Raw genomic sequence first — 16,632 nt, forward strand, 5'->3', positions numbered from 1 at the left:
GTCAGGCATGCACCTCATTCTACGCACCCACGTGGCGGCCGCGCCAGCCCAAGTATGGCAGGGCTTCACCCGTGACCTGTTCCTGGCCCTGGCTCCGCCGTTTCCACCGTTTCGGCTGCTCCGCTTTGATGGGTGCCACCGCGGCGACGAGGTGCACATTGAACTGGGCGCCGGGCCGCTTCGCTACCCCTGGACCTCTTTGATTACCGACCACGGCATTAGCCCCGACGGTACGTATTACTTTGTGGATGAGGGTCAGGTGCTTCCGCCGCCGCTCCGGTTTTGGCGGCACCGCCATCTGCTACAGCCAGCCCCAGACGGCGGCACGTATATTATAGAGGACTTGGAATATCAAACTGGCTTCCGGCCCCTGGACACCCTGCTGTACCCCGCCATGTGGGCCCAATTTGCCTGGCGACGCCCCATATACCGGCGCTACTTTGGCCGGCCCAGCCTGAGGTTGCCACGCAAGTAACCACTGAAAGCGCCACCGCCGGGCGCGGCCCGTATAAGTCTGCGGACCCTGTTTCTGTCCTGACGCAACTTATCCTGACTGCATGACCCCGTTTTTATCCGCTGCCACCAAGCGCCTTCGGAAGCTCTTGACATTGCTGGTGCTTTTCAGTGTAGCTGCCAGCTGCCGGAGCGCTCAGCCGGCCTATTTGTTTCAGCCTCCTAGCCACTCAGCTCACCTTGTGCCCAAGCCGGCGGCCTTGCCAGCAGCACCCCTGAAACAACCGTGTCAGCGCCCGTGCGTCTGGCTCCCAAGCAGGCCACCAAGCTGCGGCTGGTCCGGGGCTTGGTGGCGCGGCGCCCGCCCCAGCTTCGCAACATGTATGCCCAGGCCGCGCGTGCCGGGATACGCCTGCCCTCGAAAACGACATCAATTCAGAAGGTTCGGCGGGTGGCCGCGCCTGCGCACGGCACGGAGGTAGGGCTGGGCACTACCGTGCTGGGCGTGCTGGGCTTGGTGGTGCTGCCGCTGGCATTGCTGGGCCTGCTTATCTGGGGAGGGCCGGTGTGGGCCATTCTGGCGGGGCTGGCTGCCCTGGCGGTGCTCGTTGCCTACCTCGACCCGTTTGCCTAAGCTAGCGGGCATCATTGGTCGCGTAACTTTAGTACGCTACGCAGATGGAACTATCAGATAGTTCTCGGTGCCGCGCAGGTATTCGGCAGCGGTAGGGCAGGCTGGTCGCGTATCCTCGGCGGGTTAGGTTACCTTTGCAGTCCATTTCTTGAATTTGCCTTTATGAACTCCGCCGCCGTCACGCTCAAGCCCGGTAAAGACCAATCCCTCCGTCGCCTGCACCCTTGGGTGTTTTCCGGAGCCATCGGCCGGATGCAGGGCGAAGTTGTGGAGGGGGAAGTGGTAGCGGTGCACGCCTCGAACGGCGAGCTGCTGGGCGTGGGCCACTACGCTCCCGGTTCCATTGCCGTGCGTATGCTCGCCTTTGGTCCTGATGCTCAGCTTCCTGATGCCGCTTTCTGGGAAAACAGATTGCGCAATGCCTATCAGCTGCGGCAGGGCCTGGGCCTCACGGGGCAGGGCACCACCAACGTGTATCGCCTGGCCCACGCCGAGGGTGACGGCCTCCCCGGCCTCATCATTGATGTGTACGGCGACGTAGCCGTGGTTCAGGCGCACAGTGCCGGCATGTACAAGGCCCGGCCGCTTATTGCCCAGGCCTTACAGGGGGTTATTCCCGGCTTGCGGGCCATCTATGACAAGAGTGCGGAAACCGTACCTACCAAGGCGGCTCCCGACGCCCAGAACGGGTACCTTTTCGGGGGAGCAACGGTGCTGAGCACGTAGTGCAGGAGAATGGTCATCCGTTTGCTGTTGATTGGGAGACGGGCCAAAAAACGGGCTTTTTCATTGACCAGCGCGACAACCGCAGCCTGCTAGCACGCTACGCTCCCGGCCGGCGGGTGCTCAACACGTTCTGCTACACCGGGGGCTTTAGCTCCTATGCCCTCATGGCCGGGGCTGAGCTGGTGCACTCCGTGGATTCCAGCAAGAAAGCCATTGAGCTAACGGAACGCAACGCCTCCCTCACAGGCCACCAAGACCGGCACGAGGCCTACGCCCAAGACGTGTTCAGCTTCCTGAAAGACCGCCACAACCACTACGACCTGATTGTGTTGGACCCGCCCGCTTTTGCCAAGCACCTTTCCGCCCGCCACAATGCCCTGATGGGCTACAAGCGCCTGAACGCGGCCGGCATTCGGCAGATTGCCCCGGGTGGGCTGCTCTTTACCTTCAGTTGCTCGCAGGTGGTCAGCATGGAGTTATTCGAGGGAGCCGTACTGGCCGCCGCCATTGAGGCTGGCCGGCCGGCCCGCATCCTGCACCGCCTCACTCAGCCCGCTGACCACCCCGTGAGCCTTTTCCATCCCGAAGGTGAGTACCTGAAAGGCTTGGTGCTAGCCGTAGAATAACTACCTCCTGCATCAACGCAGTAGCCCGCCGGACCTAGCGCTTACCTGATTTCAGGCAAGTGCAAAACCCAGCGGGCTACTACTGTTTTCAGCCCTACTAAAATCCAAAGGCCGGCCCGCACCCCTAACAGGCGGACCGGCCCCGGAAGTACCAATTCGGCTCAAAAAGGCTGAATCAGGTAAGGCGGATTAATCACTCTACCCAGCAAAAGGCTGAATGGCGTATGCGTTCCGGTTTCCGGGGGTGGCAGCGCTCAGAAAACCACAACTGAGCACCACCCCCACCCGGGCCAGCGGGAAGTTTCCCGGAAGCCGGGTCATACCTGGTTCGTTTCCCACCCCCAGAGGCTGACCACGGCGCTGGCTTTTCTTACTTGTACTGGAAATAGCGAACGTAATCGACTTCCATTTGCTGGGGGAAGGTAGCCGTGCCGTCCGGGTTGCCGTCGAAGTTGCCCCCACGGCCACATTTAGAATCAGGAAAAACGGATTATTGAATGGAAAGGGGTTGGCGCTAGTGCCCGTGAAGGTGTAGTACGGCTCCGCGCTACCATCCAAGTAGAACCGGGTCATGTTCTTGCTCCGGACTACGCTATAGGTATGGAAGTCGGCTGACAAATCAACCGTGAGCTTTTCCGTGGTGCCTATGTACTCGTATGCGCCCGTGCTGTTGGCGTAGTGCATAGTGGAAATCAACTCCATGGGCCGACTGCCGCGCAATTCCATGATGTCGATTTCTCCACATTTCGGCCAGTTGTTCTGATCGATGTCGGCCCCAAGCATCCAAATGGCAGGCCACACGCCCTTACCCTTAGGTATTTTGGCGCGCACATCAATGCGGCCGTACTGGAAGTTCTGCTTGCCCTTGGTTATCAGGCGGGCAGAGGTGTAGGCGTTGCTCCCCAACTGCTGCTTGATTGCCTTAATGACGAGGTTGCCACTGCTATTGATAAAGGCGTTATCGGGGGAGCTGGTGTAGTTCTGCAGCTCGTTGTTGCCCCAACCGCCACCGCCCTGCTCCAGCACCCACTTACTTTGATCAAGAGCTAAGGTGTTAAACTCATCACTCCATTTCAATTCAGTGTACTGGTCATACTCTCGCTTCTCCTCGTTGACTATGGGAATAGGCGCTGGTATATCTTTAGGCTTAACTTCGGTACAGAAAGTTAGGCCCAGGGCCAGCATTATGCAGGCCCTAAACCGTAGACTTTGAGTACTAGACAGGAGGACTTTTCTCACTTCAAGATAGTTGATGAAAAAGAGTAAGCAGTTATGGTTTAGCTACTAGCTTCATCTGGAATACTGTACCGTTTGGTTTACCTGCTCGCAAAATCATACGATCAGCTGTAATATCAATGATGCGGTAGGTTAGGTCTGGTGCATCTGTTACGCCGATAAACGTACCTGCTTTTTTGAACTCAAGCATGGCAAATCCATCGCCCACAGCCGGTCCAAACGTAAAATCGGAGTTGCCTGACCGAGGCGCACCGCAGGCAGCGGGTACGGCCGGAGAGGTAGCCGTAGCCGGGGTTGCCGCCACATATGTTTCGGCTTTAGCGTTATAAGTAAAAACATCCGCGCTAGTAAAGGTAAACTCATCATCGGCCTGGCAAGCGGGCAAGGTGCCGGCTTTGCCGCCTGCGTAATACTCTGCAGGATTTTTTTCGGTGCCTACGATAATGGGAGCATCTGCCGTATTATCCAGCATCCAGATTTTGGTGCCCGTGGTGCCTGTTAGCAACTGTTTTACAAAGGCCACATTCTGAGGCAGCACTACATCTTTTACTTCCGAGAGGCCCGTCCCTTCGCGGTAGGAAGCAATTAGCTGGGCTTTTACAGTACCGCTTTTTTTATAAATGTGCGTCACTGTTTTGCCCGTAGCCACTGTGCCGTCACCGAAGTCCCACTGGTAGAGAAATGCTTCAGGACCGGTGCTGGTGAAGATTACTTCCGTGGTCAAGCCTATGGATCTGGGAGTGCTAGCTGTGAAGGACGGCTGTGGAACGTTACCAGCCAACTCGCCGGTATCATCTTTATCACAGGATGCTACTACCAGTGAACTGCTTAGCAGAAACCAGACTGCTTTATTTCGAACATTTTTCATTGTAAAATCAGGTTGTAGTCGTTCGCAAATAAAGAATTAATAGCCAGGATTTTGAGTCAGGCCAGGGTTAGCATCCAGCTCCGACTGCGGAATGGGCAGCACTAGGTTTCTCTCGGTTGGGATGCCGCGCTGGGTTATACCTAGCGTGCGCAGGTAAGCAGCCTGGGCTGTCATTACCGGTATCAGACCGTATTGAGTGCCATGGTAGCGTTTTAGGTCAAACCACCGGTCGAACTCAAAGGCTAATTCGTACTTCCGTTCCCGCAGAACAGCTCCCGTGAAATCAGGGGTAGTGGCGGTTAGGTCGCGGGCTGGTGAGGGTGTATTTACGTCAAGGCCGAAGGCGCGGCGTCGTACTTTGTTAATGGCTTCTAAGCCGCCATCAGGGCCAGCCGTTGGCCCAACTGCTTCTGCTAGAATCAGGTACATCTCGGCTAAGCGCAACACTGGTACGTTGAGGGGCGAATCCCAGATGTTAGTATTTACCTTGCCCACGAACCACTTTTTGCAGCTGTAGCCAAACGGGGAACCAGTTTGCCGGGCAGTTTTTTTGCTTCCATCTGGGTATAGATCACCAGGCGACCAAACGGTGGCTGCCCGGCGGGTGTCACCCGCCTCGTAGCCGTTAACAAAATCAGGCTCTGGTACATTAAAGCCGTATCCGCTACCAGGCGTTTGGTTTTCTCCCCGCGGTCCGAAGAACTCGTTCATGGCCGAGCCGACGTTGTTGCGGTCGTACTCGTTACGGCCATTCACGTACTGTACTTCAAAAAGCGACTCTTTATCATTACGGTTCTCGTTGGCCACCTTGAAATTGTCGGCATAGTCAGCCCACAAGGTCTTATTTGAGCCCTTAATTACCTCTAGAGCCCGTTGAGCGGCTTCCGCTTTCTTGCCTTGCGTGATGTACACCTTGGCCAGCAGACCAGTAGCAGCCCATTTAGTGGCCCGCCCTAAGTCGGCGCCGCTGTAGGAAGGTTGCAGGTTGCCGATGGCATCGGTCAGATCCTTTTCAATTTGCTTGTACACGTCGGCCGCCGGAGTACGCGGAATGTTTACTGCCTCTGGTCCAGAGGGCGGGGCCGTGAACAGGGGCACATCGCCGTACACTCGCACAAGGTCAAAATAGTACTTGGCCCGCAGGAATTGTGCTTCGCCCAGACAACGCTTTTGGATGTCAGGGTCCATACCTGGAATGTCTGGCACCTTCTGCAACACCAGGTTAGCCCGCTGAATACCAATGAAGCACCCGCCCCATAAGCGGTTAGCCACTGCGTTGGTTGAGGGAATGCTGAAGGCTTCTAGTTGTTTATACTCTACAGCATCGTTTCCGTCGTCGCCGCCCGAAACTGATATATCAGCCATCATGTCGAAGGCCCACAAGGCCTGATTGTACTGGCCTTCTTTGGTCAATTCGCTGTAGGCAGCCGTTACAGCCTGGATGGCATCTTGCTGAGTTTTATAAAAGTTAGCATCCGTTACCTGGTCGGCGGGTGCCTCTTCCAGAAACTTCTCCGTGCAACTCGTGAATAATCCTAACGAGAGCAGAAAGGCGCCACAAGTAAATTTTGAGATGGTCATGATTACGTGGGGTGGGAGTAGAAAGGATTAGAACCCGATGTTCAGGCCGCCCATGAACACACGCGCCTGAGGATAGATACCTAAGTCGACGCCGCTGGCGCTTACCTCTGGGTCGTAGCCACTGTATTTAGTTAGTGTGGCTAGGTTCTGCGCCGTGACATACACGCGAATTTGCGTGGCCGAAATGCGGCTCATAATGCTCTGAGGCAATGTGTAGCCGAGGGTTAGATTCTTAAGACGCACGTAGGAGCCGTCCTCAATGTAGTGGGTAGAAACCCGCAAGTTTCGGTTGGGGTCGCCGTTGATAGCGCGCGGTACATCATTGCTGGTGTAGGGTCCGGTCCAGCGGTTAAGGATGCGGGTAGTACCGTTAGTGGTACTGTACAAGGCGCTTTCCGTGATGTAGCGATTAAGGTTGTACACGTCGTTGCCCTGTACACCCTGGATGAAGAAGCTCAGGTCAAAGTTTTTGAAGTTCAAGTTGTTGGTAATACCAAACGTAAAGTTCGGGTTGGGATTACCAATGAACGTCCGGTCGGAATCGGTGATAACTCCGTCTCCGTTTACGTCCCGAAATTTGATGTCGCCGGGAGCCGTCGCACGATCGACGTAGAAGGCTTCTTTGCCACCGTTAAGCTCCGTGGCGCGCTTATTGAGAGCATCTAGCTCTTCCTGAGTCTGGATTAGGCCGTCGGCCACAAAGCCATAAAAGGAGCCAAAGGCTTGGTTTACGTCGTAGCGCACGATGGCACCGCTCAGATAGCTTGGCCCGTTGTAGGGTATGCCCGCTCCGAGTGATTCCAGGCGCGTTTTATACGCTGATACGTTTAAGATTGTCGTCCAATTGAAGCCTTGGCCGGACCCCGTGAAGTTATGCGAGGTAAAGCCGAAGTCGATACCCTTGTTGTAGGCGGAGGCAGCGTTGCGGTTTACCGATTCATATGTGCCAGACACCAAAGAGGGCGGCACAGGAGCAATCAGGTTAGGCGAGTTACGCTTGTAAAGGTCAATGGTAGCCTCAAAGCGGTTGTCTAGAAAACCCACATCCAGGCCTAAGTTGGTTTGGTCGTTGTTTTCCCAGCGCAACTCGTCGTTACGCAGGCGAGTTGGCGCCGCGCCTGCGTTGATGGTTCCGTCGGGCCCGAAGGGGTAATTAGCTCCGAGGTTGATAGTATATAGGTAGGCGTAGCGTCCGGCGTTCAGCTCGTTGCCTACCCGGCCGTAACCGGCCCGTAGCTTTAGGTTGCTGATGCGGCTATTACCTTTCAGGAAATCTTCTTCCGAAATGCGCCAGCCCACCGAGGCTCCGGGAAAGATGCCGTATTTCCGGCCTGTGTCAAAGCGCGAGGAACCATCACGCCGTACCACGGCCTGGAGGATGTACTTACCCGCAAATTCGTAGTTCAGGCGGCCAAAGAGGCTTGCTAGGCGCCGACGGGTGTCAACGGTACCCGCATTTCTCACCAGCGTGTTCAGAGGCCCCGCGTTGATTGTCTGGAGGTCGTTGCGCAGGTACTGCGTACGGTAGGCCTCTACATTGCTATAGTTGAACTCCTGGGCAGACTGCCCCAGCAGCAGGGTTACTTGGTGCTTATCAGCAAACAGACGATCATAGGTAGCCGTATTTTCAATCAGATACGTAGGCGCGTAGCTGGAAGTAGCGGAGGCACCCGCCGTAAGGTAGGCCGGACGCGTAGTGTAGCCGGCTAGCTCGGGGGCGCGGGGCGAGAAGCTATTGAAGTTATCGAAGATGAAGTCCACCCCAACGTTGGTGCGGAAGCGCAACCCTTTAAGCGGTTCCAGTTCGGCGAAAAACGTAGTAATAGCCCGGTTTCGGGTAAATTTCTGGTTGGTTCGCTGAGCAGCGGCCAGAGGGTTTTCCTCCGTAAAGTTATCCGAAACCCCATCCGGCTGAAACCAGTAGCCATCCGGCCGATACGCCTGCACGCTAGGCGGTATGCGCAGCATTTGTTGCACGGTTCCGTACTCGCCGTTGTTGGTCGTAACCTGTCGGTCATTGATGTGAGTTAGAGAAATGCTGTTGCCAACTTTGAACACTTTATTGATCTGCACATCGCCGTTAGCCCGTATCGTGAACCGCTCAAAATTGCTGCCCACAATGATACCATCCTGTTGGAAATAGGTACCTGACAGGGCATAACGAGCCTTTTCGCTGCCGCCAGTGGCCGAAAGTGAATAATTCTGAATTTTGGCGCGGCGGAATAGCAGATCCTGCCAGTCAGTGCCTTCACCGATGGAGTCAGCCAAGGCCGCGGGGTTGCGTAACTTCTTTACCGCAATCGGCTTACCGGCCGCAATCAGCGACTCGTTATTGATGGTAGCATACTCCTCGGCGTTCAGCAGATCAAGCTTGCGCGCAACGGTTTGTATCCCGCGATACACGTCCAGGTTCACGGTTGCTTTCCCAGCTTTGCCTCGCTTCGTGGTAATAATTACTACCCCGTTGGCGGCCCGTACCCCGTAAATAGCCGTGGCCGAAGCGTCCTTCAGGATGTCAATCGTTTCAATGTCGTTCGGGCTGATGGCATTGAGTTGATTTTCACTGTTGGGGTCACCATCAGGCAGCGGAAAACCGTCTACCACATACAGCGGCTTGTTATTACCTGCCGACGTTATACCACGCACCCGCACCGACGTACCAGCGGCCCCACCCGGGGCCCCCCCGTTAGAGGTAATAGTAACGCCCGACACTTTGCCCTGAATAGCCTGAGTAACGTCAGACACGGGCTGGCGAGTTATTTCCTGGTTGCTAACCGATGAAATAGCACCCGTTACGCTGCCGCGCTCCTGGGTACCGTAGCCTACTACTACTACCTCGCTGAGGGCCCGGGTGTCTTCCGTTAGGGTTACGTTAACGGATGAGGACGCGCCTGTAATAGGCACCTCTTTCCGAGCAAACCCTACGTAGCTCACGACTAGGGTAGAGTTTTCTGGGGCGTTCAGGGAGAAGCGGCCATCGGCATCGGTAGTAGCCCCAATAGTGGTACCCTTCACGATGACCGTTACCCCTGGCAACGGGTCACCGTTGCTCTGAGTGATTCGGCCAGACACCGGCACATCGGCCAGAAGGTTCCGGTTGGTGGCGGGGGCCGGAAGCCCATCGGGAGAGGCGGGAGCTGCCGCCAGGGTGGGAAGGGCAGGCAGGCCGCACGCCGTAAGCCACAAAGCCCGGCGCAGCAGCGCCTGAGGGTAGAGGTGTTGGTTCATTGATGTGTGGGAATTGAGGGAAGTAAATACAGGGTAGTTGTCTCCTACATTGCCGAGCCCTGGGAAGGAGTGGCTACCTGGAAGTTGTTACTTAAGCTGTGTGCACCTGAAGTAGCGGTTCGAAAAAAGCGAACCGGAGCGGGGTCAGCCGGCGTATCAGCGCCGGAAAAGAGCAAGGGGTAATTAAAATCAGGAAAGTGAAGCCGCACGGATAAGTCGAGTTCAAAGAGCACCCTAATAGGTTGCCCTAAAGCTGCTGACCTGACTTAAACTGCCGCCAAGGGCTATGCGGAATGCCCAAATATATCCGACCGTGTTTCGGAAAAGCAATACCAAAACCCCCTCAAAATGCCATGAAAAGGCATTTTCACCTTAACGCACAATTATATTATACACTTACAGCACACGCTAACTTGGGTAGTATAGGCCTTATAGCAACCAGTTCAGGCTTTTATTATAGGCGCTGCACCACGTAAAAAACAATCAAAAAAACAGGCGTTTTGATCAACTTTTTTCGCTTTTCATGGCGGGTGAGTATTCACTTACGGAATAACTCTTGCAGTCTTAAAAGCTGACTATATACTATAGTTACTAGATTTCATTGGACGATACTGCGCTAAACTAGCTCGAGTTAGTGGGCCCTTACTTGTAGCTGCAATACGGTAGCAGGTTTGAGCAAGAGGCTACGGTATGATTTCTACCCGCCTCCTGCTCTTCAAAAACACTAGAACGAATCACCTGCGCATTAGCCCCGAGTGGAAGAGGCCTCTTCCCCAACACCCATTACTGCATCTTCTGTTTCAGTACCCGTGGCATCGAGCAGCACGTGGGTCCACCCTTCGTTTTCATCGAAATCGGGGGCGTGGCGCCGCCGGCGCATGGCTTCCAGCACCTTCTGGCTGAAGCTCCAGCAGGTCCCTTGGCGCAGATCTAACACCCGGGAAAGCTCCTGGGACGAGTAGTTGCCTTTATGCGTATAGATCAGAAATACTGCGTAGAAAGCCTTGATAATCGAGAACTTACACTTTTGCAGCAAGGTATAAGCCGTAGCTGACTCCACGTAGCGGCATTTGGTACAACGGCGCGAATGAGGCTCCCGGCCGTCACAGTACTTCTCGTGCCCACACTTGCGGCACTGGTAGCCATCGGCCCACTTGAGGTTGGCTAGGTACACCAAGCAGGCGTCCTTGTCAGGGTAGATTTGGCTGAATTCGCCGAAGTTCACCTCCTTGGAAAGCACTCGAGCCGTTTTGGCTTCCTGCAGGTCGCGCTGCAAGTCCGTGTTGAGCTTCTCAATAGCCGCCGATTGCAAGGCAAGCAAACCGTTGGCCTGGAGCAGCTCCCGGTTTTGGGCGGCAATCGTGTCGCTTTGCTGGCGCAGCTCATCGGTACGCTGCGCTACCAGGCTTTCCAGCTCTGAGTTCAGCTGGTCCTTGAGGTCCTGATTATGCTGCAGCTGCTCAACCAGTTGCTCCTGCACCTCGTGCTTTTTACGCAGCTGCTTTACCAGCTTGCCCTGGGCCCGGATAGTAGCATCCTTGATGCTCTTGATTTTTTCGCCGAGAGCATACGACAGCACGACGACCTCAATGACGAAGGCCACGTTCATGCTGTATACCGTGGCCGTAGTCGTGAAGGTGTTAATACCCAGTTTGCGCAGAATCAGGAAGCCAACGCTGATGGCAACCAGGGCGTGAGCCAGCAGAAAGAACCGAGCCGTACGCTGCCCCGCTGCCACACGCGGTAGGCCGCGTAGTAAATCATGCAGTAGGGTAGCAGGTAAAACCAAAATCCCCACCCCGAATTCAACCATACGGCGTCAATCAGCAGCCCTAGCACACTTAGCAGCACAATGGCCCTAACCCAGGGGTCATAGGTAGGCAGGCGCTGGGGGTGTCGAGGAACTGGCGGGCATAATAGCTGAACGTGAGCAGCAGCAGAATCGGGGAACCCGCAATAATCAGCTCATTTAGAGCCGGATAACTAGGCCAAATGTATTGAAACCCCAGCCCGTCTTCCGAAAGAAATACCAGGCTACAGCTAAGCACGTACAGCACGTAGCGCAGGTACGTTTGCTCCCCAATAAACAGGTAAAGGCAGAGGTTATAAACTACCATAATCAGCAGCACCCCATAAAAGGCACCTAGCAGTCCATACTCGGTCTGGAAGTGCACCGCCAGAGGCTGCTCGGTACGCAGGCGGCTAAGGAAGGTAGTCTTGGAGTTGGATGTCAGCCGCAGGTAGTAGGTCTGGGCCTGGTCGGGCTGCAGGGGTAGGCGGAACAGGAAGTTTTTATAAGGAAACTTGCGGGTTGCTAGCGGATAATCGGAACCGGTGCGGGTGGGGGCGCTGCCATCAGCCGGAAAAAACTGCACTCCATTTAGGTGAGAATCAAATAGTTCCAGGTACCAATGCTGGCTGAGTGGACCGCGGGCCTGCACTACCAGGCGCAGCCAATAGGCCGAGCCGGGGTGGTCCATGGTGGTGGGAATGGTGTTGCCGGGCCGGAACTGGCTGGCCCAGGTGGGTTGCTGCACATCCGTCAGGGTTAGCTTACCGGAAGGGTCTTCCAGCACGCTATACAGGGAAGGGTCAACAAACAGCTCCTCCAGACCGGCGCGCACCCGGAGAGTATCGGTGGGGCGCGCGCTGGCCGGGGAGCTGACCAAGGAAAGGCACAGGAGCAGGGGGATGCTCAGCGTCAGGAAAGAAAACCAGATAGCCCGACGCGGTGGGAAGTGGGAATTCACGAGCTTCATGGTGGCTTCAAGGTACGAAACCCTCGGGGCTTTGCCTACTGGCCACTGGCACTGCTAGCGGCTTTTGCCGGAGCAAAGCGTAGCCAGCCCAGCTGCCCTACGGGTTCTTCAACAACAAGGCGGAGAATGTGCTGTCCGGCCGGCAGGGTAGGGGTGGTAAGGACCACCGTGGCCCACTGCTGCCCGGGCGCCACGGTAGCAGTGCCCAAGGGCTGGTTGCCGAGGTGCAGGGTGAGGCGGCCGGGCGCGGTGCCGGGTTGCAGGCGCAACTCAGCCGTATAGGACCCAGGCGAAGCCACGGTTACGGTGTAAGTGAGCCATTCGCCGGCAGCTAACTTACTCACCACAAACCCATTATTTACGTCTTTACTTGCGCTGATGTCCACGCCGTCGTTGCGGTAGGCACCGCCGTGGTTGGTGGGCGTCAGGTCACGGTAGTCGGTGCGGGCCGAGAAGTCGTCGTGGTAAGTCACTCCGTCGCGGCCCAGGTCGTAATCGGCAGCGGCAATGGTGCCGGGAATGGTGAGGGCCGCGAAAGGAGCCCGGAAGTCACTGGGTTTGGTCAGGGCCGTGGCTACGTCGCGGTTTACTTGGCAGTTGGCAAACTGCACATTACGCAGCAGGGCCGCGCGGCCCTGCGCCGTCAGAATGCTGCCGTAGGGCTGCACCCGCAACAGGCCGGCGCCGGAATCTACGCGCTTAATATTCCAGTGGCACCACCCAATGTTCTGAGCGTTGAGGCCCTGCACGGCAGCAGCAAACCACTCATTGGAGTTTTCGCCCGTTTCGCCTACCCACACCGGCACCTGCCACCGGTCGCGGAAAGCGGCTAGGTTACGGAACAGATTGATTTGATTAGGGTTGGGGTCAGATGCGTCTGGCGTGTTAGGGCACCAGTAGCGGTGGGCATTATATACCAGGTTTCCTTTGTCTTGAATAGCCAGCTTGTCGGGGGTAAGGTTGGTGTACTCGTTGCCGTAGCCATTGCCTTCCAGCAGAAGTAGGTGCTGGTCGTTTTGGGCTCGTACGGCATTTATCAGGCGGGCGTAGAAGGCACTGAGTTCCTGATTATCAGCCGACAACCCATTGGCGGCGTTCAGGTTGTGGGGCTCATTGATGAGGTCGTACATGGCAATACGGGCATCCTGGCGGTAGCGGGTCGCCAGCTTTTCCCACAGGCGCACCGTCATATCCTGATAAATCAGGCGTCCCTTGGCGTCCCGGCGCTTCCACAGGTCCAAGGGCTGGAAGTTGTCGTTGATGTTCCGGTCGGTGCCCTGGCCGCCGGGGGCCGCGTGCAGGTCCAGAATAACGTACATGTTGTTGGCCGCGCACCAGCGCGCTACCTCATCAATAAAGCGGATGCCCTCCAGCTTTTTAGGCTCGGCGAAGAGCTGATTCTCGTCGTACCAGCGGCTGAGCTGCTCCACATAGGCCGTGAGTTTCTGCGGATTTTTCGGGTCGCGGATTACCTCGGTGCGGGCGTGGCGCTGCGCCGGCGTCAGAAACAAGTCGTAGTGAAAGGGGAGGCGCACGGCGTTAAAGCCTTGCTTGGCCAGAAAATCAATGTCGGCCTTAGTAATGAAGTTCTGGCGGTACTGGCGGTAAAATTCTTCCATCTGGGCCTCCGACATACTACGGAGCAGCCCCTGCTTGATGCGCCATTGGCTGTTGAGCGTATCAGTTTGCAGAATGTAGCTTTCTTGGAGGAGCCAGCCCCCCACGTTGTAGCCGCGCAGCACCACTTCGCGGCCCTGAGCGTCCACCGTTTTTGGCCCGGCGGCCCGTAGCATCGTTAGGTTTTGGCCTGTGCTGGAGCCAACTGAGCAGCCCAGCAGCATGAGCAGCAGCCCCAGGCGAAAACCAAGGCCCCTACAGCCTCTGCGCCAGGGGTCCGGCAGCATAAATAGGCAGTTCATGTGCATAAAGAGAGGTAGAAAAGAATTTTCGACAGAATAGCAGAGAAAAAAACAGGGCGGAGATTCCCCGCCCCGTTTCCGATTTTTCTCACTCACATGTCTTGTTTGTTCTTCATAAGCCGCCGAAACAGAGCGAAAATGCAGTCAGTATCACACCTTACCATTCACACTATCAGCCCGTTGCGTATGGCTATCTACTGGCACGTCATCATGGCGCTGCTAGGCTCGCCTAGGTATGCTGCCCGGTACTACCCATGAGCAGGTATCTAGTACATGACCTCGGAAAAGCGGGGGTATTTGGATTGCCTAACTACGACAGGACCTTTCGCCTAATGACGAGTAGAATGCAGGCAAGGTGCCGTTAGTGCCGCTGGCACCGCAGCGGCCCCTTGCAACCGACCAAGCGGTGAGGAGGCCAGAGCATTGCGCGTATAGCCCCAGATGGGTTCTGCGTGCGAACTACCCGAGTTATCGGCCCGGCAAAGCGTAGCGTGTTTGCATGAGTTGGGTGGGGTTTGGGGTAGGGAGGGGCAGCAGGCAGCCGTTTCCTGGGCAGAAGCGGCGGGCAGAAGGGTACAGCGTGGTACCGGGATGGAAGCCGCTTTCGGGCCCGGCATGCTGCTGGGCCAACCAGAGTGCGCCGAGGCTATAACCAAATATATCAGCATCCATTTTAGAATACCAAGCGTTAAAACCCTGCTCACAATCCGAAAAAGCGGCTTTACCCGTAGTACACACGTGGGCCTATACGCTTACTGCACACGCAAAAAAGCAACCGCTGCCCTTATGTGATGCCGCCTGTTTAAGTGCTGGCACGGCTACGCAACAATGAAAAAAGCACCTGTTTCAGCGAAATATTTTCCCATTTCCCCAGCAACCAGCGTTGGAGAGCTTTCGACCGAAACATTTCTCCGCCGTACCTTGTGTTGACACGCTGGCCTGCCTGTTCTTACTTCCTCGGCGGGGTAGCTCGTCTCTTCTGCTTTGGGTGCTGTGCGCCTTCTTTTACCTTTTGCCTGTGCCGCTTTCCAAAACTGCCGCTCCCAAACAAGCTACTGCCATTATTGGGGCGGGCATTGGCGGCATTGCTACGGCCGTGCGCCTGGCTGCTCATGGGCACCGCGTAACAGTGTTCGAAGCCCAGGAATCGTTTGGGGGGAAGATGCACCAGCTGGAACTGCCTGGGGGCTACCGCTTTGATGGGGGCCCATCCTTGTTTACGCTCCCGCACTTAGTTGATGAGCTGTTTCAGCTGGTAGGCCGCAACCCCCAGGACTACTTTCGCTACCAGCGTCTCGACCCCATTACGCAGTATTTCTTTGCCGATGGCATCCGCCTCACGGCCTGGGCCGACGAAGGCCGGTTTGCTCAGGAAGTAGAGGAGAAGCTAGGCGTGCCAGCCACTGAGGTTCTGCGGTTCCTGCGCCGCAGTGGGCAGGCGTACGAAGCCACAGCCGGTACTTTCCTGCAAAAGTCCCTGCACAAAGCGGCTACCTACCTTAGCCCTGAGGTGCTCAAGGCTCTTACTTCTCTTCCCCAGCTGGGCCTAACCAGCACCATGCACCAGCGCCACGCGGCTGCCTTCTCGGATCCGCGTCTGGTGCAGCTCTTCGACCGGTTTGCTACCTATAACGGCTCCGACCCCTACCAGGCCCCCGCTACCCTCAGTCTGATTCCGCACCTGGAGCACGGGCTGGGCGCTTACTACCCCGAGGGCGGCATTTATGCCATTGCCCAAAGCCTAGTGCGGCTGGCTGAGGAGCTGGGCGTGCGGTTCCGCTACCAGGAGCCGGTGCTGGAAATCCTGACGGCGGCGGGCCGGGTAACCGGAGTACGCACGGCCCAGGACGTGTACGACTTCGGACTGGTAGTCAGCAACATGGATGTGGTGCCCACCTACCGCCACCTGCTACCCCGGCAGCCCGCTCCGGAGCGCACCCTTCGCCAGCCCCGGTCCTCTTCGGCCCTGATTTTCTACTGGGGCATTGCGCGGCGCTTTCCGGAGCTCGGTGTTCATAACATCTTTTTCTCCGAGGACTATAAGCGCGAGTTTGAGGCCATCTTCCAGGAGAAAACCATTGCCGACGACCCCACGGTTTACGTCAATATCACCTCTGGCCACACTCCCACCGATGCCCCCCCGGCCACGAAAACTGGTTTGTGATGGTAAACGTCCCTCATGACCAAGGCCAGGACTGGGCCGCGCTGGTGCAGCGCACCCGCCAAGCCGTGCTCCGCCGGGTCAGCCGGGCCCTGGGTACCGAGGTAGGCCCCCTGATACAGGCGGAACACGTGTGGGACCCGCCGGGCATTGCCGCCCGAACTTCTTCCTTTGGTGGGGCCTTGTATGGTAGCTCTAGCAACAACACCCTGGCGGCGTTTCTGCGGCACCCGAACTTTTCGGGGCAACTGGAAGGCCTGTACTTTTGCGGCGGCTCGGTGCATCCGGGCGGCGGCATCCCGCTGTGTTTACTCTCGGCCCGTATTGTCTCTGACTTAATTAACAATTAAAAATGGCGAGGTAAGAAGTGATATGCGGCCCGTATCCTACAGCTGAAAGCGCAGTTCAGAGCCCTGACCTTCTATATCCCAGTTTTTAATT

At 56.6% G+C, this 16,632-nt stretch carries 11 protein-coding genes and 1 pseudogene; 5 read left to right on the plus strand and 7 right to left on the minus strand.

The features are described 5' to 3' along the window. Nucleotides 1-7: 7 nt before the first annotated feature. From MUN84_RS11600 to MUN84_RS11610, 3 genes and pseudogenes are all read left to right on the plus strand, one after another. Nucleotides 8-475: an SRPBCC family protein gene (locus MUN84_RS11600; RefSeq protein WP_244694252.1), complete on the plus strand. Its 468-nt coding sequence runs from the start codon at nucleotides 8-10 to the stop codon at nucleotides 473-475. 276 nt (nucleotides 476-751) lie between these two features. Further along, nucleotides 752-1,087 (plus strand): hypothetical protein, encoded by a 336-nt coding sequence (locus MUN84_RS11605; RefSeq protein WP_244694253.1) that lies wholly within the window; start codon nucleotides 752-754, stop codon nucleotides 1,085-1,087. A gap of 162 nt (nucleotides 1,088-1,249) precedes the next feature. Continuing rightward, nucleotides 1,250-2,439 (plus strand): annotated as a pseudogene (locus tag MUN84_RS11610) (class I SAM-dependent rRNA methyltransferase). 198 nt (nucleotides 2,440-2,637) lie between these two features. Here the strand turns inward: MUN84_RS11610 and MUN84_RS11615 are convergent. The 7 genes from MUN84_RS11615 to MUN84_RS11645 form a co-directional block, all read right to left on the minus strand. Continuing rightward, nucleotides 2,638-3,516, minus strand: a complete 879-nt coding sequence (locus MUN84_RS11615) for a family 16 glycosylhydrolase (RefSeq protein ID WP_244694254.1) — start codon at nucleotides 3,514-3,516, stop codon at nucleotides 2,638-2,640. A gap of 193 nt (nucleotides 3,517-3,709) precedes the next feature. Beyond that, nucleotides 3,710-4,543 carry a PKD domain-containing protein gene (locus MUN84_RS11620; protein ID WP_244694255.1) on the minus strand — a complete coding sequence of 278 codons (834 nt, stop codon included), beginning with the start codon at nucleotides 4,541-4,543 and terminating at the stop codon, nucleotides 3,710-3,712. Between the two features lie 36 nt (nucleotides 4,544-4,579). Beyond that, nucleotides 4,580-6,124 (minus strand): RagB/SusD family nutrient uptake outer membrane protein, encoded by a 1,545-nt coding sequence (locus MUN84_RS11625; RefSeq protein ID WP_244694256.1) that lies wholly within the window; start codon nucleotides 6,122-6,124, stop codon nucleotides 4,580-4,582. 27 nt (nucleotides 6,125-6,151) lie between these two features. Continuing rightward, a complete protein-coding gene (locus MUN84_RS11630) occupies nucleotides 6,152-9,352 on the minus strand; it encodes a SusC/RagA family TonB-linked outer membrane protein (protein WP_244694257.1) in 3,201 nt (1,066 codons plus the stop codon). Nucleotides 9,353-10,097: 745 nt separating this feature from the next. Beyond that, nucleotides 10,098-11,165 carry a 7TM diverse intracellular signaling domain-containing protein gene (locus MUN84_RS11635; protein ID WP_244694258.1) on the minus strand — a complete coding sequence of 356 codons (1,068 nt, stop codon included), beginning with the start codon at nucleotides 11,163-11,165 and terminating at the stop codon, nucleotides 10,098-10,100. Nucleotides 11,166-11,193: 28 nt separating this feature from the next. Next, nucleotides 11,194-12,111, minus strand: coding sequence for a 7TM-DISM domain-containing protein (locus MUN84_RS11640; RefSeq protein WP_244694259.1), 918 nt, complete (start codon nucleotides 12,109-12,111; stop codon nucleotides 11,194-11,196). Between the two features lie 35 nt (nucleotides 12,112-12,146). After that, nucleotides 12,147-14,030, minus strand: a complete 1,884-nt coding sequence (locus MUN84_RS11645) for a cellulase family glycosylhydrolase (protein ID WP_244694260.1) — start codon at nucleotides 14,028-14,030, stop codon at nucleotides 12,147-12,149. Between the two features lie 1,018 nt (nucleotides 14,031-15,048). Here MUN84_RS11645 and MUN84_RS11650 point away from each other — a divergent pair. Continuing rightward, nucleotides 15,049-16,194 carry a phytoene desaturase family protein gene (locus MUN84_RS11650; protein WP_317238909.1) on the plus strand — a complete coding sequence of 382 codons (1,146 nt, stop codon included), beginning with the start codon at nucleotides 15,049-15,051 and terminating at the stop codon, nucleotides 16,192-16,194. Further along, entirely contained in the window at nucleotides 16,191-16,541 is a 351-nt protein-coding gene (locus MUN84_RS23785; RefSeq protein WP_317238910.1) for a hypothetical protein, read from the plus strand. The genes MUN84_RS11650 and MUN84_RS23785 overlap by 4 nt, the downstream gene beginning before the upstream one ends. The last annotated feature ends 91 nt before the right edge of the window (nucleotides 16,542-16,632 follow it).

This window comes from Hymenobacter sp. 5516J-16 (genome assembly GCF_022919335.1).
GTDB lineage: Bacteria > Bacteroidota > Bacteroidia > Cytophagales > Hymenobacteraceae > Hymenobacter > Hymenobacter sublimis.